The organism is Nonomuraea sediminis (assembly GCF_018531495.1).
Taxonomy (GTDB): Bacteria; Actinomycetota; Actinomycetes; order Streptosporangiales; family Streptosporangiaceae; genus Nonomuraea; species Nonomuraea sediminis.
The window spans coordinates 172,154-192,598 of sequence record NZ_JAHDTI010000003.1 but is presented as its reverse complement, the minus strand read 5'-3'; the positions used below and the strand labels follow the sequence as shown (position 1 = coordinate 192,598).

Below are 20,445 nucleotides of genomic sequence, written 5' to 3'. Positions count from 1 at the left end.
GACATGGTTCGGCTCCTGGGGTGATGAAAGCGCGGGCGCGGGCGGGCACCCTTGATCGCATGAGACCGACAGGGTGGATGGGCGGGGCCGTACTGGTCCTGGCGGGCGCACTGGTCGTGACGTCGTGCGGGCAGCAGGGGGCGCAGCACGGTCATCAGGCGGCCGCTCCCGCCGCGACGACTCAGCAGGCTCATGCGGGACACGGGATGAAGGCCGAGGCGCCGCCGCCGGCCGCGCCGTTACGGGCGGGGGAGCGGTTCGTCACGCTGAAGCTGCCCCAGCCCTACACCCCGGCCGCCCCCGCGGGCGCGACCGACGAGTACCGGTGCTTCCTGCTCGACCCTAATCTCCAGAGCGCGGCCTACCTGACCGGCAACCAGTTCCTGCCGCAGAACACCGACCTGGTCCACCACGCGATCGTCTACGCCGTCGACCAGGCCGCCGCCGGCAAGGCGCAGGCGCTGGACGTGAGCACCCCCGGCGAGGGCTGGACCTGCTTCGGCGACGCGGGGATCGAAGGCGGCAACTGGATCGGCCACTGGGCGCCCGGCGCCAACGAGACGCTGCTCACCCAGCGCGTCGGCCACCCCGTCGCCGCGGGCAGCCGGCTGATCCTGCAGATCCACTACAACCTGCTCGCCAGCGAGGGCAAGCCCGCCGGCAGCGACCAGTCCGGCATCCGGCTCAGGTTCGCCGACGGGGCGCAGAAGCTCACGCCGCTCCAGACGACCACGCTGCCCGCTCCTGTCGAGCTGCCCTGCACCAAGCAGGAGTCCGGGCCGCTGTGCGTGCGCACCGCCGCCGTCAACGACCTGGCGCACCGCTTCGGCGAGCAGGCACGCGAGACCGCGAACTTCCTCGACAAGGCCTGCGGCCGGGGCAAGGCGCTCACGCCCGGCGACACGCAGAGCTGCACCAGGAAGCTGCCGGTCGCCGGCACCGTCTACGCCACCGCCGGGCACATGCACCTGCTCGGCCGCTCGATCAAGCTCGAGCTCAACCCCGGCAAGCCCGGGGCGCGGACGCTGCTCGACATCCCTGAGTACAACTTCGACGACCAGGCCATCCGGCCGCTGCCCCAGCCGGTCGCGGTCAAGAAGGGCGACACCGTCCGCGTCACCTGCACCCACGACGCGGGCCTGCGCAAGCTGCTGCCCGCGCTGAGCAGCCAGCCCGCCCGCTACGTCGTCTGGGGCGAGGGCACCAGCGACGAGATGTGCCTCGGCCTCCTCATCTGGTCCCCCGGCCACTGAGCTACGGCCCCCCGCCCACCCCCAGGCACCCCCTCGACCCCTCGCCCAGGGGGTGCCGTTGGCGGGCACCCGCGTCCGGGCGGCAGCGTCCGGGCGGCAGCGTCCGGGCACCCGAGTCCGGGCGTCAGCATCGGCACCTGCGTTCGGGCACTCGTGTCCGGGCACGTGCGTTCGGGTGTCCGCGTTTGGGTGTTCGGGCACGGGCTTTGCGGGTTCGGGGGTCTTGGGCGGGTGCTCAAGAGCGTGCGGGGTGGTGTGGTCAGGGGAGGCGGTTCAGGGAGCGGGCGAGGATTGTGGCGGTTTGGGCGATGGTCTTCTCGTCGGGGGCGGCGGTGGGGGAGCGGCGGGTGGTGTAGATCGTCATGATGATGGGCGCCGCCTTCTTGGCAGGCCAGATGACGGCGATGTCGTTGGCCCCGCCGTACACGCCCGCGGTGCCGGTCTTGTCGCCCACGGTCCAGGTCTTGGGGAGCCCGGCCCGGATGCGGGCGTCGCCGGTCTTGGTGGCCACCAGCCAGCCGATCAGGCGGGTCCTGTCCTTGGGCGTGAGCGCCGACCCGGTGGTGAGGGCGCGCAGGTCGGCGGCGACCGCGGCGGGCGTGGTGGTGTCGCGGCGCTCGCCCGGCTTCCAGTCGTTGAGCTCGGTCTCCCAACGGTCAAGGCGCGAGACCGGGTCGCCGAGCGAGCGCAGGTAGCGGGTCAGGCCGGCGGGACCCCCGACCTGCTTGAGCAGCAGGTTGCCCGCGGTGTTGTCGCTCAGCGTGATGGCCGCCTCGCAGAGCTGCGCCACGGTGAGCCCGTCCGCGACGTGCTGGGACGTGGTCGGCGAGTTGGGCTTCAGGTCGGCTGAGGTCCAGTGCAGGACCCGGTCCATCAGCCCGGGATCGGAGGTGCGGGCCTTGTGCAGCACCGCGGCCGCCACCAGCGCCTTGAACGTGGACAGGAGCGGGAAGCTCTCCGCCGCCCGGTAGCCGACCGTCTTCCCTGTGGCCGTGTCCAGCGCGAACGCTCCGATCCTGCCGTGGAAGGACGCCTCGAGGGCGCGCAGTTCCTCGCGCACGCCCGTGGCCCGCGCGGGCGAGGTGGCACCCGCCAGGATAGTGATCGTCAACGTGGCCAGCGCGAGGGCGCGGCGGTTTCGCATGTGGAGATCCTTGCTGTCGTCCGTCGGTGGGCAGGAGCAAAGCAGACGCGATCACGGGATGTCTAATATCGATATCGCTCCGGCATCCATGGCGATATGGATATATGGGCAGGTCGGCGCCGCACTGTTGACGTTGGGGAGAGGGTGGACGTATACCTTCTGGAAAACGCTTACCGGCCGTTCGCAGGGGAGTTTCTTCGGATGGAGTTATCCAGGCATGGGTACGCGGACGCTCCGGTAGGGGAGGCCGTGCCGTACTCGTCGAGTGCCGAGCAGGACGCGCTGGTGTTCACCGTGAACGGGCGCGAGGAGAGGCTGCGGGTTGATCCGCGCGTCACGCTGCTGGACGCGCTGCGGGAGCGGCTCGGGCTGACCGGGACCAAGAAGGGGTGCGACCGCGGGCAGTGCGGCGCCTGTACGGTGCACGTGGACGGGCGGCGGGTGCTGGCGTGCCTGACGCTGGCCGTGGCGGTGCGCGGCAGGAGCGTCACCACGATCGAGGGCGTCTCCGGGCATCCGGCGCAGCGGGCGTTCGTGGAGTGTGACGGGTTCCAGTGCGGGTTCTGTACGCCTGGGCAGATCATGTCGGCCGTGGCGGTGATCGAGGACGGTCGGGCCAGGACGGACGAAGAGATTCGCGAGGCCATGTCGGGAAATATCTGCCGCTGCGGCGCATACCCCAACATCGTGGATGCAGTGCAGACCGCCATGAACCAGGACGAGCGCGCGGCCTCCACGGGCGACGAGGTGGTGCGCGATGCGGTCGTTTGAGTATGTCGCGCCCGTGAGCACGCACGAGGCTCTTGAGCTGCGGGGCACGTATCTGGCGGGCGGCACGACGCTCGTGGACCTGATGAAGCTCGAGGTGATGACGCCCGGCCACGTGGTGGACATCACCCGGCTGCCGTTGCGCGGCATCCGCCCGGGGCCCGAGGGTCTGCGCATCGGGGCGCTCGAGCTCATGGAGGACGTCGCCCACCATGACGCGATCTATCCGGTCATCCGGCAGGCCCTGCTCCAGAGCGCCTCACCCCAGCTGCGCAACATGGCCACGATCGGCGGCAACCTGCTGCAACGCACCCGCTGCGGCTTCTTCCGCGACGTCGCCACCCCGTGCAACAAGCGCACCCCCGGCACGGGCTGCCCCGCCCAGGAGGGCGGCAACCGCTCCCACGCCGTCCTCGGCACGTCCTCCTCCTGCGTCGCCACCCATCCGAGCGATCTGGCCGTGGCGCTGGTCGCCCTGGACGCATCCGTACGGCTGGCCACCCCCACCGGCGAGCGCACCGTCGACCTGGCCGATCTGTACGCCCTGCCGGGCGACACCCCGCACCTCGAGCACCAGATGAGGCCCGGCGAGCTCATCACCGAGGTGATCGTCCCGCCGCTGCCCTGGGCCCGCAGGTCCGGGTACGTGAAGGTACGCGACCGCCGGTCGTACGAGTTCGCCCTCACCTCGGCCGCAGTGGCGCTCGACCTGGCCGGCGGCACGGTCCGAGACGCCAGGATCGCCGCAGGCGGCGTGGGCACGGTGCCGTGGCGGCTGCCCGAGGTCGAGGCGGCACTGCGCGGCGCCCCCGCGACGGTCGAGGCGTTCGAGGCGGCCGCCGAGCTGTCCGCGCGCGGCGCCCGTCCGCTCACGGACAACGCCTTCAAGATCCCGCTGCTGCAACGTACGATCGTGCGAGCCCTTGTGGAGGCCACCCGATGACCGACAGGGAAGACGGGCACCTCAAGGTCACCGGCGCCGCCCGCTACGCCGCCGACCAGCACCTCGACGGCCTCGCCTACGGCTACCTGATCACCGCCACGGTCGCGAAGGGCACGATCCGCCGCATGGACGTCCCTGACGCGCCCGGCGTGCTGGCCGTCTACACGCCGTTCAACCCGCTCGAGCTGCACCCGTTCGCCAAGGAGGACAACGCCGAGCTGACGCCGCCGATCCAGAGCCCAGCCGTCCGCTACTACGGCCAGGCCATCGGACTGGTCGTGGCCGAGACGTTCGAGCAGGCCAGGGACGCCGCCGCGCTGGTCCGCTGCGAGTACGACGCCGAGCCGCCGCAGGCCTCCTTCGCCGACGGGACCCCGGTGACCGAGGGGACGAGCCAGGTGCTCGCCCCCGGCGTGGGCTCCATCGACGAGGCCCTGGCCTCCGCCGCGGTGCGGATCACCGCCATGTACACCAGCCCGGCCGAGACCCACGCCGCGATGGAGCCGCACCCCACCGTCGCCGAGTGGGACGGTGACCACGTCACGGTCTACACCGCCACGCAGGGTGTACTGCTGGCCGTGGAGCGGCTGTCGGAGGCGCTGGGCATCGACCCCGCCAAGATCCGGGTGATCAACCCCTACATCGGCGGCGGTTTCGGCAACAAGTGGGACACCTGGGCCCACACGCCCCTCACCGTGGCCGCCGCACGCGCCCTGGGCAGGCCGGTCAAGACCGTGCTGACCCGCGAGCAGGTCTTCACCGTCGTCGGCCACCGCCCGCCGACCAGGCAGACCGTCACGCTCGGCGCCGACCAGGACGGCACGCTCGTCGCGATCAAGAACGACGGCGTCTCGGCCAAGGCGGTCTCCAACGGCTTCTTCGAGTCCGCCGCCAACCTGTCCATGGTCATGTACGGCGCGCGGAACCTGTACGTGAGCCGGTCCTACGTGCCGCTCGACACCCCGGTCACCACGATCATGCGGGCTCCGGGGGAGTCCAACGGGTCGTTCGCGCTGGAGAGCGCCCTCGACGAGCTGGCCGAGGCGCTGGGGATGGACCCCCTTGACCTGCGCCGCAGGAACGACTCCCCGGTCAACCCGGCCAACGGGCTGCCCTGGTCGAGCAAGCACCTCGCGGAGTGCTACGACCTGGGCGCCGAGCGGTTCGGCTGGTCGCAGCGGGCCAAGGAGCCGGGCACCGTGGCGGACGGCGACTGGCTGGTCGGGATGGGCATGGCCACGGCCACCTACGGCGCGTTCAGGGGCCAGGCGTCGATCAAGGTGCGGCTGCTGTCCGACGGGCGTGCCACGGTCTCAGGGACCGCGGCCGACCTGGGTACCGGGCAGTCGACCGTGTTCGCGCTGCTCGCGGCCGAGGGGCTGGGCATCCCGGTCGGGCGGGTCGTGCCGGAGCTGGGCGACTCCAGCGCGCCCCCGGCGGCGAGCGCGGGCGGGTCGGGATCCACGTCCACGAACGGGCCCGCCGTACAGCTGGCGACGTCCGCGGCGATCGAGGCGCTGCTCGAGCTCGCGACCGGGAACCCCGGCTCGCCCTTCCACGGCGCGCAGGCCCGCTTCGAGAAGGGCGAGGTGGTGGCCGACGGGCTGGCGATGCCGTTCGGCGAGTTGCTGAGCGCGCTGGACCTGCCCGCGGTCGAGGCCACCGCCACCTCGCCGCGCAACCGGGTCAAGGACCACGCCTTCCGGTCCTTCGGCGCGCACTTCTGCGAGGTGCGGGTGAACCGGTGGACGATGGAGACGCGGGTCACGCGGTGGGTGTGCGTCGCCGACGCGGGCACGATCGTCAACGAGAAGACCGCGCGGAGCCAGGTCATCGGCGGCATCGTGATGGGGATCGGGCAGGCGCTGCTGGAGGACCTGCGGCTCGACGCCGCGACCGGCCGCTTCACCAACGCCAACCTCGGCGACTACCTCGTCCCGGTCAACGCCGACATCCCACACATGGACATCCACTTCCTGGACTATCCGGATACCTTGCTGAGCCCGCTGGGGGCGCGCGGGATCGGCGAGTTCGGCATCGTCGGCGCGGCGGCCGCGATCGCCAACGCGGTCCACAACGCGACGGGCCACCGCATCCGCGACCTCCCGCTCACGCCGGAGAAGCTGCTCGCCTGACGATCACTCCCTGCCAGCCGCTGGGCTGTCGGCCAGGTCGAGGAACCCGGCCAGGACCCGCCGCCCTGCCCGTGGCACGCCAGGGGCGGCGGGACCTCACTGGAACCACGTTTCCAGCGCCTGGTCCAGGGCCTTGTCCTGATCGTTGCCTGCCCAGGCGACCACACCGTCGGGTCTGATGAGCATCGCCAGGAAGCCGGGGTCCTTGGCGGGCTCGGCCTTGAGCAGGGGGACGCGGGGGTCGGCGGGCAGGGAGAGGCCGAGGTCCAGCAGGAGGCCCTGACCTGCGTGCAGGTGGTCGCCCACCCGGGTGCCGTCGGCCAGCTCCAGGTCGGGAGCGCTGCGCCCGATGAGCGGGTGGTCGCCGGGCAGGTCGTAACGCTGCCACACGCCGGAGATCTTCTTGACGAAGTAGGTCGTACCCGTGACGGTGTCCACCAGGTCGGAGACGATCGCGCGCATGGCCCTGGCCTTCGGATCCGGGCGCATGAGCAGCACCTGGGCCCGCGTCCAGTCGAGCACCCAGGCGCCGATCGGGTGGCGTTCGGCGGTGTAGGTGTCGAGCAGCGACTCGGGGGCGCTGCCCTTGACCACGCGGGCCAGCTTCCACCCCAGGTTGACGGCGTCGCCGATGCCGAGGTTGAGTCCCTGGCCGCCGAACGGCGAGTGGACGTGGGCGGCGTCCCCGGCCAGCAGGACGCGGCCCAGGCGGTAGGTCGTCGCCTGGCGGGCGTTGTCGGTGAATCGGGTCGCCGACCGCACACCGGTGATCGTGACGTCGACCCCGGAGGCCTTGCGCAGGCTGGCCTGGAGCTCCTCGGCCGTGACGGGCGCCTCGCGGTACTCCGGCGGGCCGTCGAACTCCACGGTGAGGATGCGCCCGGGAACGGGCCCGTTGACGTAGATGCCGGTGTCGGTGTGGTTCCAGCCCAACCCGAGCTCCTCGCCGCCCTCCATCGTCACCAGCGCCTGGTGGCCGGTGATCTCCGGCGGCGTGCCGGGGAAGTCGAACCCGGCGATCCGCCGGACCGCGCTGCGCCCGCCGTCGCAGCCCACCAGCCACGCCGACCGCAGCACCCGATCGCCGGCCTCGACCGTCACCCCGTCCGCCGAGGTCTCGAAACCGGTCAGTTCGGCGCCGCGCAGCACGTCCACGCCGAGCTCGGCCGCCCTCGCCCCCAGCACGTGCTCGATGTCCTGCTGCCTGACCCCGGTCAGGAGCGCGGCGGGACCGCGGTCGGCGAAGTCGGGGTCGTCCTCGTCCACCAGCTCCCCGAGCAGCCACAGCGCCGCGAAGTGCCCGGCGAAGCTCTTCCCCTTGGGCGGAGGGGTGCTGCCCTTGCCCGCCATGAAGGCGCGGAACTGCGCCATCGTCCGTTCCTGCGCCTCGGCCAGCCGCCCGTGCAGCCCCCGGCGGTAGAACGCCTCCGCCGTGGGCGTGTTGATCGCGCCCGCCTTGATCGTCTCGTCCACCTCGTTGAGCCGTTCGAGCACGGCCACCCGCACCCCGTGCATCCCCAGCTCGCATGCGAGCATCAGCCCCACGGGCCCGCCACCGGCAATGATCACGTCGTAGTCCATATCAAAACCATACCCGACTCAACTTTGAGTGCGATAAACTTTTCTCATGAGTCTGCGCGAACGCAAGAAGGCCGAGACGAGGCAGCGCATCTCCGATCACGGCTCGATGCTGTTCTACGAGCGCGGCTTCGACAACGTGACCATCAGCGAGATCGCCGAGGCGGCGGACGTGTCCAAGGTGACCGTCTTCAACTACTTCCCGCGCAAGGAGGACATCTTCCTCGACCGCATCCCTGAGCTGATCGACATCCTGACCAGCACGGTCACGGACAGGCCGGCGGGCGAGACGGTCTTGGGCGCGCTGCGCCGGATGATCCTCGACCACGTCGCCACCGGCCACCCCCTGGCCGGGATCGAGGACCGATTTCGCCACTTCTGGCGCGTGGTGCTCGACTCGCCCGCGCTGCGCGCCCGAGCCAGGGAGGTGGCCGAGGAGGTGGAGGCGGTGCTGACCCGCCTGTTCACCGAGTCAGGCGAGGCGCACGACCCCCACCTGATGGCCGCCTTCGTCGTCGCGGCCTTCCGCACCACCTACCAGACCACCGCCGCCCGCATCCTCGCCGGCGAAACCACCGCCGCCGTCCACGACGACCACGTAACCGCCGTCAACAACGCCTTCGACACCCTGGAACGCGCCTTCCCCTAGCCCCCGGTACGGCCGGCCACGTCCTGCGGCGGGCGTAAGGGTCCGCGCATGAAACCGCGAGGCGCGCCAAGCCGCGGCGTTGAGGCGCCCGCGCGATGCCGGGAGGTGGGCGCGCGATGCCGCGGGACGCGGGACGGCGAGGCGCAGGGCGCGGGGCGCGGGACGGCGGGGCGCGGGGCTGCGAGGCGCGGGGCGCGGGGCTGCGAGGCGGTGGGACGCGGGACGGCGAGGCGCAGGGCGCAGGGTGTGAGGAGCCCCCGAATCGCCACGAGACATAAGGGCGTCGGCGGACGGTGACGGGTGGAGGTGCCGGGTCGGTGAGGAGTGGGGGCGGTGGTGGGCGGCGCCCTTGTGCGGCGGGGGTGGTGGGCGGCGCCTTTGTACGGCGGGTGCGGGGGCGGGGGAAGGCGGTGCCTGGGGCACGGGCGCCGTGACGGTGGGTACGTGGCGCCGACTCGCCAGAAGCGCCGGTCAGGGGTCCTCAGCCGAAGTGCGGTGGGCGGCCGGTGGCGGTGGCTTGCCGTACAAGAAATGTGCCGTACAAGAAGCGTGCGAGGCAAGAAGCGTGCGGGGCAGAACCGCTGTCAGGAGTCGGGGAGTTGGTTGTAGGCGGGGTCGGGGAGTTGGTTGTAGGCGGGGCGGAGGGGGTGGGTGAGGTTCTGGGGTGGGGGGAAGAGGCGGAGGAGGAGGTCGGGGGCGGCCGGAGTGGGGCGGCGTTCCCGGCGGTGGAGGGTGGCGCCGGGGGTGAAGAAGTCGGTGAGGCGGTCGGCGAAGGGGACGTCGTCCACGGTCAGGGCGCTCTCCGCCGAGGGAGCCTCGAGGGAGCCGAGGAGCTGGTCGCGGGTGCGGCCGCGCCAGGCGAGCACGAGGAAGGGGTCGTCGTCGAAGGACTCCGCGAGCAGGTACAGGACGGCCGACAGGTGTTTGCACGGCCAGCCCCAGTCGGGGCACGAGCACTCCATGTCCAGCGACCGCGGGAACAGGTCGAGGCCCAGCGAGGAGAAGACCTCCTCGATCTCCGGCGGCATCTCCCCGGCCAGCAGCTTGGCCTTGTGGACGGCCTGTGCGGCGATGGCCTCCTCGATCGCCGCCCACTGCGCATCGCCGTACGCGGCGATCTCGATGGTGATCTCGTAGGGCGCGGGACGTGAACCCTGGACGGCGGCCTGGACGAGGCCGGCGGACAGATCGATGGACAGGACCTGGCCCTTGCGGGCGTAGGTGCGGCCGCGCGAGAGGCGGCCGCTGTCGCAGATCCGCTCCAGGATGTCGATGAAGCGCCGCGACCACCACGACGACCCGATCGAGCCGCGCTGGTTGCGCGCCCTGATGCCGCCCTCGACCTTGATGGGCGCGCCCTTGTCGAAGAACGGCATCACGCCACCGCCTCGGCGGTGAGCCGGAAGACCTCGCGCAGCTCATCGGTCGACAGGTCGCTCAGCCAGTCTTCCCCGGTGCCGACGACGCGCTCGGCCAGCGCCTTCTTGCGCTCGATCATCTCGTCGATGCGCTCCTCCAGGGTGCCGGCGCAGATGAGCTTGCGCACCTGCACGTTCTTGCGCTGCCCGATGCGGAAGGCACGGTCGGTGGCCTGGTCCTCGACGGCCGGGTTCCACCAGCGGTCGATGTGGACGACGTGGTTGGCGGCGGTCAGGTTGAGCCCGACCCCGGCCGCCTTGAGCGACAGCAGGAACACCATCGGCTCGTCCTCCTGCTGGAACCGGTCGACCAGCCGGTCGCGCGCCTTCTTCGGCAGCCCGCCGTGCAGCCACAGCACCGGCCGGTCGAGGCGCTGGGCCAGGTAGGGCTGGAGCATGGTGCCGAACTCGGAATACTGCGTGAAGAACAGCGCCTTCTCGCCCTCGGCCGTGATCTCCTCGGCCAGCTCCTCCAGCCGGGCGAGCTTGCCCGATCTGCCCGACAGCAGCGAGCCGTCCTTGAGCAGGTGGGCGGGGTGGTTGCAGACCTGCTTGAGCTTGGCCATGGCGGCCAGCACCATGCCGCGCCGTTCGATGCCCTCGCTGTCGTCGATCTTGCCGATCATGTCGTCGACGACCGCCTGGTAGAGCGAGGCCTGCTCGGGGGTGAGCGTGCACCACTCCTTGACCTCCAGCTTCTCCGGCAGGTCGGAGATGATGGACTTGTCGGTCTTGACACGGCGCAGCACGAACGGCCCGGTGGCCCGCTTCAGCGCGCGGGCGGCCTGCTCGTCGCCGCGCGCCTCGATCGGCTCCTGGAAGCGGGTCTTGAACCGGGAGCGCGAGCCGAGCAGCCCGGGGTTGCAGAACTCCATGATCGACCAGAGCTCGGCCAGATGGTTCTCGACGGGAGTGCCGGTGAGGGCCAGCCGGGTGCGCGTCGGGATCGCACGCACCGCCTGGGACTGCAGCGTGCCGCTGTTCTTGATCGCCTGTGCCTCGTCGCACACCACGCGCCGCCACTCGACCTCGCGCAGGGCCTCGAGGTCGCGCTGGGCCGTGCCGTACGTGGTGATCACCAGGTCGGCGGCGGAGATGTTCGCGGCGTCTCGGCCGGCGCCGTGGTGCACGTAGACCCGCAGCGACGGGGCGAACCTGGCGGCCTCGCGCTGCCAGTTGCCGACCAGCGACATCGGGCACACCAGCAGCGTCGGCAGCTCGGCCCGCTCGTGCAGCAGCAGCGACAGCGTCTGGATCGTCTTGCCCAGCCCCATGTCGTCGGCCAGCACGCCGCCGAGCCCCAGCTCGGACAGGAAGCTCAGCCAGGCCAGCCCGCGCTCCTGGTAGGGCCGCAGCCGGGCGTCGAGCCCGGCGGGCGTGACCAGCGGCACGAGGCGGTGCTCGGCCTGCCCGGACAGCAGATCGCCAAGGACGCCGTCGGCGTCGATCTCGAGCAGCGGCAGCTCGTCTTCGTCCTGGATCACCGTGCGTAGCAGGTCGGCGGCGGGCAGCTCGCCGGAGCGGGCGCCCTCGACGGCCCGCAGCGCGGCCTTGAGCTGGCGGTCGTCGAGCTCCACCCACTGGCCGCGGACCCGCACCAGCGGCACCTTGAGCCGCGCCAGCTCGGCCAGCTCCGCCTCGCTGATCGTCTGGTCGCCGACGGCCAGGTCGATGCGGAAGTCGACCAGCTGCGCCAGCCCGAACCCCTGGCTGGTGGCCGCGCTCTGCGGCTTGGCGCGGGTGGTCAGCTTCAGCCCCAGCCGCGTACGGCCGGCCCAGCGGGGCAGCTGGACCCCGAACCCGGCCGCCTGGAGCAGCGGCGCCGCCTGCCGCAGGAACCCGAACGCGCCCGCCGTGTCGAGATCGAGCTCGGCCGGCTCGGCGACCCGCAGCGCCCTGTGGAGCTCGGGATAGAGCCGTACGGCACGGCCGAGCCCGGCGAGCAGCTCCCGCTCCGGCCGGGCGGGAAGCCCGACGACGGGCTCGCCGCTCCACACCCGCCGGGCGGGCACGTACAGGCTGGGGTCGTCGGCGGCCTGCAGCGCAAGCTCCACCCGCCAAGGGTCGTCGGTCTCGGGCGGCTCGACGAGGCGGAAACAGACCCGGGCGGCGCCGTCGCCCGCCGAGACCGCGGCATGCCAGCCGGCCAGGTCTTCGCGCAGCTCGGGCAGGTCGACGCAGGCGGGATCGGGCCCGCTGAGCGCGGCCAGCCAGCGGTCGAGCAGGGTCTTGGGCCTGGCCACCAGGGGCTCGGTGAGCCGCTCGCGGACCAGCGCGTCGGTGAAGGCGTCGAGCGCCTCCCGCAGCACCTCCGCCGAGGGGCGCTCCACGCGGGAAGTGCGGCAGGCGGGCGGCATGGCCAGCGCCAGCTGCCTGAAGCAGGCCGCGTCAGGCCCGGTCAGCACCGGCCGCCACACCGCGACCGCGTTGTCCTGCGGGATCGACCACATGTCGGCCTCGGCGGGCGCGCCGAGCGAGACGAGGCCGGGCACGACGCGGCCCCGCCGGACCAGATCGCGGGCCAGGTCGGCGACGGCGGCCCAGTGGCGGACAGTGGCGCTGCCCGGGTGGTCATCGAGCAGGCGCAGGGCGACGGCGACCGGCGGCACGGCGGCGGGCACCCGCCACAGCCGCAGCCGAGGCCGGATGATCCGCGTCATCCGCCCGGTCTCGGGCGAGGGCAGCGGCTCCCGCGCGGACCCGGGCAGCAGCAGCTCCAGCTCGCGACGCGGGAAGTCGTCACCGGGGAACGGCGCCGCGGCGAACGGGTGCGCCCCGTCGTCGGCGGGGGCGGCCACGGAGTCCTCCGACCAGAAGGCGAGGGCGTCTCCCGCCCAGACTCCGTGTACGACCAGCACCCCGGAAGGCTACCGCCAGGCACCGACAGGTCGGCTCGGGTCTGCTAGCCTGCTCGGCAATTTGGCCTCAGACAGGAAGGACACCATGGGATTCGCGCCCGGAGAGAGCGGCTGGCGGAGCCTGCTCGGCAACCTGCGCAACGTCGTCCGCCAGGAGCTCGTCACCCGGCAGCTCGCGCGGCACCTGCCCGAGGAGTCGGTCCGCGTGCTCGACGCCGGCTGCGGCCAGGGCACCCAGGCCCTGCGCCTGGCAGCGCGCGGACACCGCGTCACCGCGCTCGACTCCTCGGCCGACCTGCTCGGCCTGCTGCGCCGGGAGATCGAGCCGGGCATGGACGTGCGGGTCGTCCACGCCGACCTCGATCGGATGGGCGAGCTGTTCGAACCGGGCTCCTTCGACGTGGTGCTGTGCCACGGCGTGCTGATGTACTTCGACGACCCGGATCCCCTGATCGCCGCCCTGGCCAGGGTGCTCGCGCCCGGCGGGATGCTGTCGCTGCTCGTGCGCAACGGCGACGCGCTCGCCATGCGGCCGGGACTGCTCGGCGACTGGGCCGCGGCAGGCCAGGCGTTCGGGGCCGGCGGGTACACCAACAGGATCGGCGTGCGGGCCCGCGCCGACCGCCTGGAGGAGCTGGTGGGGCGGCTCGCCGTACACGATCTGCGCGTGGAGGAGTGGTACGGCGTGCGGGTGTTCACCGACGCGGCGGCCAACGACGCCCCCGTGCCCGGGGACCTGGAGGCGCTGCTGGAGTGCGAGGAGCAGGCCGGTCGGACAGACCCCTACAGAAGGGTCGCCGCTCTCACGCATCTGGTCGTACGCTGAAGGCATGAATCCTCCCGGATCGTGGTGCGAGCGGCCCAAGCCGCCGGCTCCTTCGTGCGAGCTGCCCTCCCCGTGGAGCAAGCCGGAGAAGCCGGACAACTGGTGCGAGGTCGAGTCCCCTCTCGGCGACATGGTGGGCCTGCTGCTGCGTCTCGCCAGGCGCTGACGGAGGCTTTGCCTGCCCTTGCCATCCCTCCCCGACCTGGAAGGCGACAATCGGGTCAAAGGGGGCTGAGCCATGACTGACCATGACCCTGGCTACGGCTACGTCGACGAGCACGCGGGCGACGTGGGATCGCGGCGCGCCACGATCGGAACCCCGACCGACGAGGGGTCCATCAACATGCCGCAGGTGAGGCCGGGAGCCACGGAGAACGCCGAGGAGTGGGAGAAGTCCCACGAGCGGCACGATGTGTTCGTTCCCGCCACCCACGTCACGGGCGGCGACGTCCTGGACACGACTGGCGAGGCGGAGTCCGAGGCGGTACGCCTGGAAGAGGAACGCGAGAATCCGTTGATCGCGGCCAGGGACGCGATGGAGGCCGATCTGGAAGGCCGGTGAGAAAGCCTTTCCGCTGGGTAGTCGTATGTGCGCCTGCCGCAATCGTGGAAGGAGCTTTGCCGGTGCTTGCCGCAGTACACGTGCTGATCGGTAAGAACCAGGTGAGGCGGGCGGCAGCGCTCGAAGGGGGAGACCGAGGAGGATCACGTGGCCAAGAAGACCGACACCCAGGTGAAGGGCAAGGCCGATGTCGTCAAGGCCAAGGCGGCCGAGGTCGCCGACAAGATGCCCGACCAGGTCAAGGACGCCGCCGACAAGGTGACCACGGAGGCCAGGAAGCGCCCCGTGCTGCTCATCGTGGGCGTGGGAATCGTCCTCGCGCTCATCGCGCGCAGACTCATGAAGCGCGGCAAGACCAAGTAAGCGCCCCGGCATCGGGGCCCGATACGCTGCCGGAGTGATGCGTCGTACGGCACTGGGAGCCCTGCTCGCCCTGCTCGTCGCGGGGTGCGGCGCGGGCTCCGCGGTGAACAACCTCGGCACGGTGGTCAAGGGCGCCAAGGGCGCGACCACCCAGGTCTCCGCCACGGGCGGCGAGCGCTTCTCGCTGGCCGTCGCCGACAATCCCTCGGTCGGCGACTCGTGGACGCTGGTCGCCGTGCCCGACGCGAACGTGGCCTCCTTCATCAGCAAGGAGCGCCGCACCGAAGGCGACGGCCCAGGCGCGGGCGGCACCAGCTACTTCGTCTTCAACGCCAAGCACCCCGGCGCCACCGAGATCAAGCTCTACAACTGCTGGCGCTGCGGCCAGAGCAAGACGCCCACCACCGAGGAGAGCAAGCAGCAGTCCGGCGAGGCGATCTTCGAGCTGACCGTCAAGTGAGGACGGCGCGGCACAGCGTGTCGATCGTGACCGCGGTGACCACCTCGGCGTCCGCGCCCGCAGCGATCTGACGCTGCCCCTCGCCCAGGATGCTCCACCCCAGGTGGGCCACGAGATCGGGATGGTCGTGCCCCGCCTGCGCCGCGATGGCGCGCATCGGCTCGATCATCGTCTCGTGCAGCTGGCCGAGCCGCGCCTGGCACTCGGCGGGCAGGTCGATCGCGGCGAAGGTGGGCAGCAGCACGTAGTCGCGGCTGTGCACGAACGTCAGCGTGGCCGCGCCGTACCCGCGCAGCCGCTCGCGCAGGTCGCCAGACCCGTCGGCCGCCGCGGCGAGCACCCCGGCCCAGCGCGGGATGGCGTCCTCGACCAGCTGGGCCAGGATGTCGGCGGTGGAGGAGAAGTACCGGTAGACGCTGGAGCGAGCCAGGCCGACCCGGGCGCCCACCGCGGCGGGGGTCAGCGCGGCCGCGCCCTCACCGGCCAGGATCTCCAGCGCGGCCTCGAGCAGCGCGGCGTGCTGGCTGGCCCGATGATCGGCCACCGTCGCCGCGGTGATCCTGGGCACGGCTCACTCCTCCTCGCGTCGTCTCCCCCCAGTATCGGGCAGCAGCAGTGCCGCGCCGACCCCGGCGAGCAGCACCGCGCCGGTGACGAGCGACACCCGCCGGGTGGCCTCCGCCGAGGCCTCGACGGCGGCCGCGCGGGTGGCGGGCTCGCGGATGCCGGCGATCGCCGCGCCTGCGGAATCCCTGACGGCGCGGGCCAGGTCCGGCCGGTCCGGCAGGTGGCGTTCCATCGCCCCGCCGAGCCCGGTGACCAGCACCCCGCCCAGCGCGGCCACGCCGATGGCGGCCCCGACCTGGCGCATCGTGCTCTGCAGCCCGGAGGCCTGGCCCGACTGGCGCGACGGCACCTGGGCCAGCATCACGCTGGTCAGCTGCGCGGAGGCGAAGCCGACGCCGAGGCCGTAGAGCGCCAGCCACGGCACGAACGTCCACGGCCCGAGGCCAGGGGAGACCACCAGGCCGATCGCGGCAGCGCCGGCCGCCTCGCACAGGAGGCCGAGCTGGACGATCCGGCGCGCCGGCATCAGCTTGGCCAGCCGCGGCACGATCCCGCCCGACAGGAACGCCCCCGCGGCCAGCGAGGCGATGATGAGCCCGGTCTGGAAGGCGGTGAACCCGATGGCCGTCTGCAGGAACAGCGGCAGCACCAGGATCATGCCGAACTCGCCGAGCGCGACCACGGTCGCGGCGGCCCCGCCGTACCGGAACGAACTGATCGAGAACAGCGACAGGTCGAGCATCACCGGGCGGCCCCGGCGCGCGCGGGAACGCTCGACCAGCACCAGCCCCGTCAGTGCCAGTACGGCCAGCGCGAACGCGTAAGGCACGGGGGAGGAGCCGCCCCAGCCGTAGCGCTGGCTCTCGATCAGGCTGAACACCAGCGACGACGTGCCCACCGTGGACAGCAGCACGCCGGGCACGTCGTGGCCGCCGGCCGACGGGTCGCGCGTCTCGGGCACCCGGGTCGCGCCGGCCAGCACGAGCAGGCCGATCGGCAGGTTCACCCAGAACGCCCACCGCCAGCCGTGGTCGGTCACCAGCCAGCCGCCGAGCAGCGGCCCGACCGCCGCCATGCCGCCGATCACCGAACCCCACACCGCGAAGGCGATCACCCGCCGCGAGCCGGTGTAGACCGCGTTGATCGTGGCCAGCGTCATCGGCACGACCATGGCCGCGCCGACGCCCTGGATCACGCGGGCGCCGATCAGCATCGGCCCGCTCACCGACGCGGCCGCCAGCGCGCTTGCGGCCAGGAAGACCACCAGGCCGAGCACGAACATCCGCCGCCTGCCCCGCACGTCGCCGGTGCGGCCCAGCGGGATGAGCAGGGCGGCGAACATCAGCGAGTAGATCGAGTTGATCCACTCCACGTCCGTGGCCGACAACCGCAGGTCGGCCAGGATCGCGGGGACGGCCACGTTCACGATGGTGGCGTCGATGATGATCATCGACATGCCGACGGCGAGTACGAAGAGGGGGAGCCAGCCCTGACGGGTTCGCTCAGTTAGCGACACCATGTCGCCAAGGATAGCAACACAGTGTCGAGAAAAATATGGGAGGCTTCCGGCCATGGACTTCATTCGCGTGCGCGCGTCGGCCGACGGCGCGGAGACGATCTCGTGGTGGACCGGCGACGTCTACGGCTGGCAGGACGACGACGGCCCGCACCACCTGTTCGGCTTCGAGGGGATCAACGTGGCCAGGGCCGTCGAGACCGACGAGGGGTGGCAGCTGCTGACCCGCGAGGCCGCCGCCTACCTCGATCCGCGCAGCCGCGAGATCCTCTCCGACTGGGAGAACCCGATCACCGGCAAGACCGTCGAGGTCCAGCACGTCTTCAACGACCCGGTCAACCAGCGCCTGGGCAACTACCCGGTCCCCACGACCGCGCTGGGCGACCAGGTGGTCTTCAACGTGGACATCCGGCTCGCCTACCCCTCGCCCCTTCCGGTCGCGAAGTTCCCGGAGAACTCGGCCAACGACACCTACCGGGCTCTCGAGCTCTTCCAGTTCTTCGTGGCCGAGTCCGATCTGAAGTCGGACATGCCGGATGTGCCGGCGGTGTTCTCGTGGTGCCGCGTCTCGCCCTGGCTGCCGTGGATGGCCATGGGGCAGCGCGGCGGCGGCCTGGTCTACCACTGCCGGGGCGCCAAGGTCGCCACGGTTCCCGAACGGCTGAGGTCCTTCGCCGGCGAGCGCTTCCTGCACGCCCCCACCGAGTTCGGCGGGAGGAACATGACGAGCTGGACGGCTTTCGCGGATAAAGTCGGGCGGTGAGCACCGACCTGTTCTGCGAGATCATCGCGGGAGAGCGGCCTGCCTTCGTCGTCCACTCCGACGAGGTGGCCGTCTCCTTCCTCGACGCGCGCCCGGTCTTCAAGGGCCACGTGCTGGTCGTGCCGCGGATCCACGTCGAGACGCTCACGGACCTGGCCGACGTCGGCCCCTTCTTCGAGCGGGTGAAGCTCGTCACGGGCGCGGTCGAGGAGGCGCTGGAGGCGGCGGGCACGTTCGTGGCCCTCAACAACCGCGTCAGCCAGAGCGTGCCGCACCTGCACGTGCACGTGGTGCCGCGCAACCGCAAGGACGGGCTGCGCGGCTTCTTCTGGCCGCGCACCAAGTACGAGTCGGACGAGGAGGCCAGGTCCTACGCCGACCGCATCACCAAGGCCATCGGCGGCCGGCCGGTCTCCTGAGGGTCAGGAGCGCGGCGCGGCGGGTTCGACCGTCACGACCGCGTTGAAGTCGGGGATGCCGGCCTGCGGCGAGTGCTTCGTGCGGTCGATCAGCACCTCGCCTTCTGGCCAGTGCACCTGCAGGTTGCCGGGCGCGACCGGCGCGCGGGAGACGCGGCACGACAGTTCGCCGCGTGCGCTCCTGAGCGTGACCCGGTCGCCGTCGGACAGGCCGAGCCGGTCGGCGTCGAGCGGGTTCATCAGGACGGCCTCGCGGGTGGCGCCGGTCAGGGAGTCCCGCTGCTCGTGGACCATCGAGTTGAACTGCTTGCCCCTGCGGGTGGACACCACGAACGTCCCGTCGGGACGGTCCATGGCGGGCACCTCGACCAGGGAGAAGTGGGCCTTGCCGTCCGGGGTGGGGAAGTTCCAGCCACGGCAGAGCAGCGGCCCGCCGTACTGGAGGTTGTCGCCCTTGGCCGTGAGTGTCTCGATGCCCTGGTAGGCGGGGACGGCGCGGGCGATGTCCTCGCGGATCTGCGGTGTGCCGGTGTAGCGGACCAGCGCCGCGATCTCGGGCCTGGCGCGGGCGGCCAGCTCGGTGGTGATCTTCCACTCGGGCCAGGCCTCGGGCACGCGCGGGCCGGGGATCTCCGGGGAGAAGATGATGCGGCGCTCGGTCGAGGTGGCGGTGACGCCGCCGATCATCTCGTAGCGGGTCTGCGCGGGCAGCAGCAGGACCGTCTCGCCCGGTTCGACCAGCATCTGGCTGGACAGGCAGATGTCGATGTGCACCCGCAGCGGGATGCGGGCCAGGCGTTCCCTGCTGTGTGCCGGGTCCGGCAGCACCTCCAGGAAGTTGCCGCCGCTGGAGATCAGCACGTCCAGGTCGCCGTCGAGCATCTGCGGCGCCGTCAGGCCCGGCTCGGCGGGCACCTCGAATCCCCACAGGTCACGGAACTTCGCGGCGTTCTCCGGCGTGACCGCGAGGCCGCCGGGCAGCGCCGTGCTGTAGGCGCCCATCTCGGCGCCGCCCTGCACGCCGCTGTGGCCGCGGATCGGCATAAGTCCGGATTTTTCGTGACCTACGAAGCCCTTGCTCAGGCCGAGGTTGACGATCGCCCGGACGTTGTCCTCGCCGAACTCGTGCTGCGTGACCCCCATCGACCACACCAGCACTGCCGTGCGCGCCTCGCCGAGCATCCTGGCCAGCTCGAGCATGTCCTGGCTCGAGGCGCCCGAGACCGCGGCGAGCTCCTCGAACGAGCGCTCGGCCAGAGCGGCCTCGAGCTCGGGGAACCCGACGGTGTGCGCGTCGACGAAGTCCCTGTCCACCCACTTGTTGTCGATCATGTGCTTGAGCGCGCCACTCAGGAACGCGATGTCGCCACCCACGTTGACCAGGAAGAACCGGTCGGTGATCTGGGTGCCGAAGACGGCGGACTCCAGGTTGGACGGCACCCAGTACCGGTCCATGCCCGGCTCGCGGTAGGTGTTGACGACCGCGACCTTCGTGCCCTTCTTCTTGGCGTGGTACAGGTACTTCATCGCGACGGGCTGGTTGTTGGCCACGTTCGAGCCGATGAAGACGATCAGGTCGCTGCCGATCCAGTCGGTATAGGAGCACGTGGTCGCCGCCACACCGAGCGCGCCCTTGAGCGCGAACGTGGACGGCGAGTGGCACACGCGCGCGGCGTTGTCGATGGAGTTGCCGCCGAGCGCGCGCACCGCCTTCTGTGCGGCGAAGTAGTTCTCGTTGGGCTCGCCCCGGCTCGTCATGTACATGCCGAACCTGTCGGACCCGGCCCGCCGCAGCCTGTCGGCCGCCAGGTCGAGCGCCTCGTCCCAGCCGATCCTGGTGAAGCCGGGCTCTCCCGCGCGCCTGATCATCGGGTACGGCAGGCGTCCCAGATCCCGCAGCTCCGCGCTCGACTTACCGGAAATCTCCGAAACATCGGCCAGAAGGCGGATGTCGAGCGCCGGCATCGTGTTCAGCCGCAACAGCCTGAGCCGGACGTTGCACAGGTGGATCTCGTCCATCGTCCAGTCGTGCATGCCGCTCGTGCCGAGCGCGCAGCCGTCGCACGCGCCGTCGCGCAGGATCCGCCAGGCGAAGCGGCGTTGACCTCGGTTCTCGCGGAAAGCCTTCCAGATCTCGAGGTAGTTGTTGGGCTTCTGCTCGCCGAGCCCGAACGGCTTCAGGCTGGCCCAGTTCCTCATGACATCGCTCCTTGCCCCCTACTC

Annotated in this window: 19 protein-coding genes; 12 read left to right on the top strand and 7 right to left on the bottom strand. The window is 71.5% G+C overall.

Annotated features, from left to right (window positions below):
- The first annotated feature begins 59 nt into the window (after positions 1-59).
- Positions 60-1,253, top strand: coding sequence for a monooxygenase (locus tag KIK09_RS15070; RefSeq protein ID WP_250573187.1), 1,194 nt, complete (start codon positions 60-62; stop codon positions 1,251-1,253).
- Positions 1,254-1,512: 259 nt separating this feature from the next.
- On the opposite strand, the gene bla is transcribed toward KIK09_RS15070, so the two are convergent.
- Positions 1,513-2,397 carry a class A beta-lactamase gene (bla, locus tag KIK09_RS15065; protein ID WP_214319827.1) on the bottom strand — a complete coding sequence of 295 codons (885 nt, stop codon included), beginning with the start codon at positions 2,395-2,397 and terminating at the stop codon, positions 1,513-1,515.
- Positions 2,398-2,598: 201 nt separating this feature from the next.
- On the opposite strand from bla, the gene KIK09_RS15060 reads away from it, so the two are divergent.
- From KIK09_RS15060 to KIK09_RS15050, 3 genes are read left to right on the top strand one after another with little or no spacing between them, the layout of a single operon-like run.
- A complete protein-coding gene (locus tag KIK09_RS15060) occupies positions 2,599-3,168 on the top strand; it encodes a (2Fe-2S)-binding protein (RefSeq protein ID WP_214319826.1) in 570 nt (189 codons plus the stop codon).
- Complete coding sequence (locus KIK09_RS15055) at positions 3,155-4,108, top strand: FAD binding domain-containing protein (RefSeq protein WP_214319825.1); 954 nt, start codon at positions 3,155-3,157, stop codon at positions 4,106-4,108. The genes KIK09_RS15060 and KIK09_RS15055 overlap by 14 nt, the downstream gene beginning before the upstream one ends.
- Entirely contained in the window at positions 4,105-6,243 is a 2,139-nt protein-coding gene (locus tag KIK09_RS15050) for a xanthine dehydrogenase family protein molybdopterin-binding subunit (protein WP_214319824.1), read from the top strand. Before KIK09_RS15055 ends, KIK09_RS15050 begins: the two co-directional genes overlap by 4 nt.
- Positions 6,244-6,339: 96 nt before the next feature.
- On the opposite strand, the gene KIK09_RS15045 is transcribed toward KIK09_RS15050, so the two are convergent.
- Positions 6,340-7,824: an FAD-dependent monooxygenase gene (locus KIK09_RS15045; RefSeq protein ID WP_214319823.1), complete on the bottom strand. Its 1,485-nt coding sequence runs from the start codon at positions 7,822-7,824 to the stop codon at positions 6,340-6,342.
- Positions 7,825-7,870: 46 nt separating this feature from the next.
- Between KIK09_RS15045 and KIK09_RS15040 the strand changes: the two genes are divergently transcribed.
- Positions 7,871-8,470, top strand: coding sequence for a TetR/AcrR family transcriptional regulator (locus KIK09_RS15040; protein ID WP_214319822.1), 600 nt, complete (start codon positions 7,871-7,873; stop codon positions 8,468-8,470).
- 584 nt (positions 8,471-9,054) lie between these two features.
- Here KIK09_RS15040 and KIK09_RS15035 read toward each other — a convergent pair.
- Together KIK09_RS15035 and KIK09_RS15030 are read right to left on the bottom strand one after the other, a co-directional pair.
- On the bottom strand, positions 9,055-9,846 hold the full coding sequence (locus KIK09_RS15035; RefSeq protein WP_214319821.1) for an SWIM zinc finger family protein: 792 nt from the start codon (positions 9,844-9,846) through the stop codon (positions 9,055-9,057).
- Positions 9,846-12,746 (bottom strand): DEAD/DEAH box helicase, encoded by a 2,901-nt coding sequence (locus KIK09_RS15030; protein WP_214319820.1) that lies wholly within the window; start codon positions 12,744-12,746, stop codon positions 9,846-9,848. The genes KIK09_RS15035 and KIK09_RS15030 overlap by 1 nt, the downstream gene beginning before the upstream one ends.
- Before the next feature lie 85 nt (positions 12,747-12,831).
- Between KIK09_RS15030 and KIK09_RS15025 the strand changes: the two genes are divergently transcribed.
- The 5 genes from KIK09_RS15025 to KIK09_RS15005 all read left to right on the top strand — a co-directional run bounded on the left by KIK09_RS15025 (position 12,832) and on the right by KIK09_RS15005 (position 14,957).
- A complete protein-coding gene (locus KIK09_RS15025) occupies positions 12,832-13,572 on the top strand; it encodes a class I SAM-dependent methyltransferase (protein ID WP_214319819.1) in 741 nt (246 codons plus the stop codon).
- Between the two features lie 4 nt (positions 13,573-13,576).
- Positions 13,577-13,738: a hypothetical protein gene (locus tag KIK09_RS15020; protein ID WP_214319818.1), complete on the top strand. Its 162-nt coding sequence runs from the start codon at positions 13,577-13,579 to the stop codon at positions 13,736-13,738.
- A 72-nt stretch (positions 13,739-13,810) separates the two neighbouring features.
- Positions 13,811-14,134: a hypothetical protein gene (locus KIK09_RS15015; RefSeq protein WP_214319817.1), complete on the top strand. Its 324-nt coding sequence runs from the start codon at positions 13,811-13,813 to the stop codon at positions 14,132-14,134.
- A 147-nt stretch (positions 14,135-14,281) separates the two neighbouring features.
- A complete protein-coding gene (locus KIK09_RS15010) occupies positions 14,282-14,497 on the top strand; it encodes a hypothetical protein (RefSeq protein ID WP_214319816.1) in 216 nt (71 codons plus the stop codon).
- Between the two features lie 37 nt (positions 14,498-14,534).
- Complete coding sequence (locus KIK09_RS15005) at positions 14,535-14,957, top strand: protease inhibitor I42 family protein (RefSeq protein ID WP_214320683.1); 423 nt, start codon at positions 14,535-14,537, stop codon at positions 14,955-14,957.
- Here the strand turns inward: KIK09_RS15005 and KIK09_RS15000 are convergent.
- Complete coding sequence (locus tag KIK09_RS15000) at positions 14,950-15,525, bottom strand: TetR/AcrR family transcriptional regulator (RefSeq protein ID WP_214319815.1); 576 nt, start codon at positions 15,523-15,525, stop codon at positions 14,950-14,952. The two genes, KIK09_RS15005 and KIK09_RS15000, sit on opposite strands and share 8 nt — an antisense overlap.
- A 3-nt stretch (positions 15,526-15,528) precedes the next feature.
- The gene (locus tag KIK09_RS14995) at positions 15,529-17,043 is read right to left on the bottom strand and encodes an MFS transporter (protein ID WP_214319814.1); all 1,515 of its coding nucleotides are present in this window, start codon (positions 17,041-17,043) and stop codon (positions 15,529-15,531) included.
- A gap of 52 nt (positions 17,044-17,095) precedes the next feature.
- Here KIK09_RS14995 and KIK09_RS14990 point away from each other — a divergent pair, with 52 nt between their 5' ends.
- Complete coding sequence (locus KIK09_RS14990; RefSeq protein ID WP_214319813.1) at positions 17,096-17,803, top strand: DUF1838 family protein; 708 nt, start codon at positions 17,096-17,098, stop codon at positions 17,801-17,803.
- Entirely contained in the window at positions 17,800-18,222 is a 423-nt protein-coding gene (locus KIK09_RS14985; protein ID WP_214319812.1) for an HIT family protein, read from the top strand. The genes KIK09_RS14990 and KIK09_RS14985 overlap by 4 nt, the downstream gene beginning before the upstream one ends.
- Positions 18,223-18,225: 3 nt before the next feature.
- On the opposite strand, the gene KIK09_RS14980 is transcribed toward KIK09_RS14985, so the two are convergent.
- On the bottom strand, positions 18,226-20,421 hold the full coding sequence (locus KIK09_RS14980) for an FdhF/YdeP family oxidoreductase (RefSeq protein WP_214319811.1): 2,196 nt from the start codon (positions 20,419-20,421) through the stop codon (positions 18,226-18,228).
- Between the last annotated feature and the right edge of the window lie 24 nt (positions 20,422-20,445).

What these genes read in the sequence shown, in the direction of transcription:
- KIK09_RS15070 (WP_250573187.1), top strand. Translation starts at nt 60, where the DNA reads ATGAGACCGACAGGGTGGATGGGCGGGGCCGTACTGGTCCTGGCGGGC.
- bla (WP_214319827.1), bottom strand. Translation starts at nt 2,397, where the DNA reads ATGCGAAACCGCCGCGCCCTCGCGCTGGCCACGTTGACGATCACTATC.
- KIK09_RS15060 (WP_214319826.1), top strand. Translation starts at nt 2,599, where the DNA reads ATGGAGTTATCCAGGCATGGGTACGCGGACGCTCCGGTAGGGGAGGCC.
- KIK09_RS15055 (WP_214319825.1), top strand. Translation starts at nt 3,155, where the DNA reads ATGCGGTCGTTTGAGTATGTCGCGCCCGTGAGCACGCACGAGGCTCTT.
- KIK09_RS15050 (WP_214319824.1), top strand. Translation starts at nt 4,105, where the DNA reads ATGACCGACAGGGAAGACGGGCACCTCAAGGTCACCGGCGCCGCCCGC.
- KIK09_RS15045 (WP_214319823.1), bottom strand. Translation starts at nt 7,824, where the DNA reads ATGGACTACGACGTGATCATTGCCGGTGGCGGGCCCGTGGGGCTGATG.
- KIK09_RS15040 (WP_214319822.1), top strand. Translation starts at nt 7,871, where the DNA reads ATGAGTCTGCGCGAACGCAAGAAGGCCGAGACGAGGCAGCGCATCTCC.
- KIK09_RS15035 (WP_214319821.1), bottom strand. Translation starts at nt 9,846, where the DNA reads ATGCCGTTCTTCGACAAGGGCGCGCCCATCAAGGTCGAGGGCGGCATC.
- KIK09_RS15025 (WP_214319819.1), top strand. Translation starts at nt 12,832, where the DNA reads ATGGGATTCGCGCCCGGAGAGAGCGGCTGGCGGAGCCTGCTCGGCAAC.
- KIK09_RS15020 (WP_214319818.1), top strand. Translation starts at nt 13,577, where the DNA reads ATGAATCCTCCCGGATCGTGGTGCGAGCGGCCCAAGCCGCCGGCTCCT.
- KIK09_RS15015 (WP_214319817.1), top strand. Translation starts at nt 13,811, where the DNA reads ATGACTGACCATGACCCTGGCTACGGCTACGTCGACGAGCACGCGGGC.
- KIK09_RS15005 (WP_214320683.1), top strand. Translation starts at nt 14,535, where the DNA reads ATGCGTCGTACGGCACTGGGAGCCCTGCTCGCCCTGCTCGTCGCGGGG.
- KIK09_RS14995 (WP_214319814.1), bottom strand. Translation starts at nt 17,043, where the DNA reads ATGGTGTCGCTAACTGAGCGAACCCGTCAGGGCTGGCTCCCCCTCTTC.
- KIK09_RS14990 (WP_214319813.1), top strand. Translation starts at nt 17,096, where the DNA reads ATGGACTTCATTCGCGTGCGCGCGTCGGCCGACGGCGCGGAGACGATC.
- KIK09_RS14980 (WP_214319811.1), bottom strand. Translation starts at nt 20,421, where the DNA reads ATGAGGAACTGGGCCAGCCTGAAGCCGTTCGGGCTCGGCGAGCAGAAG.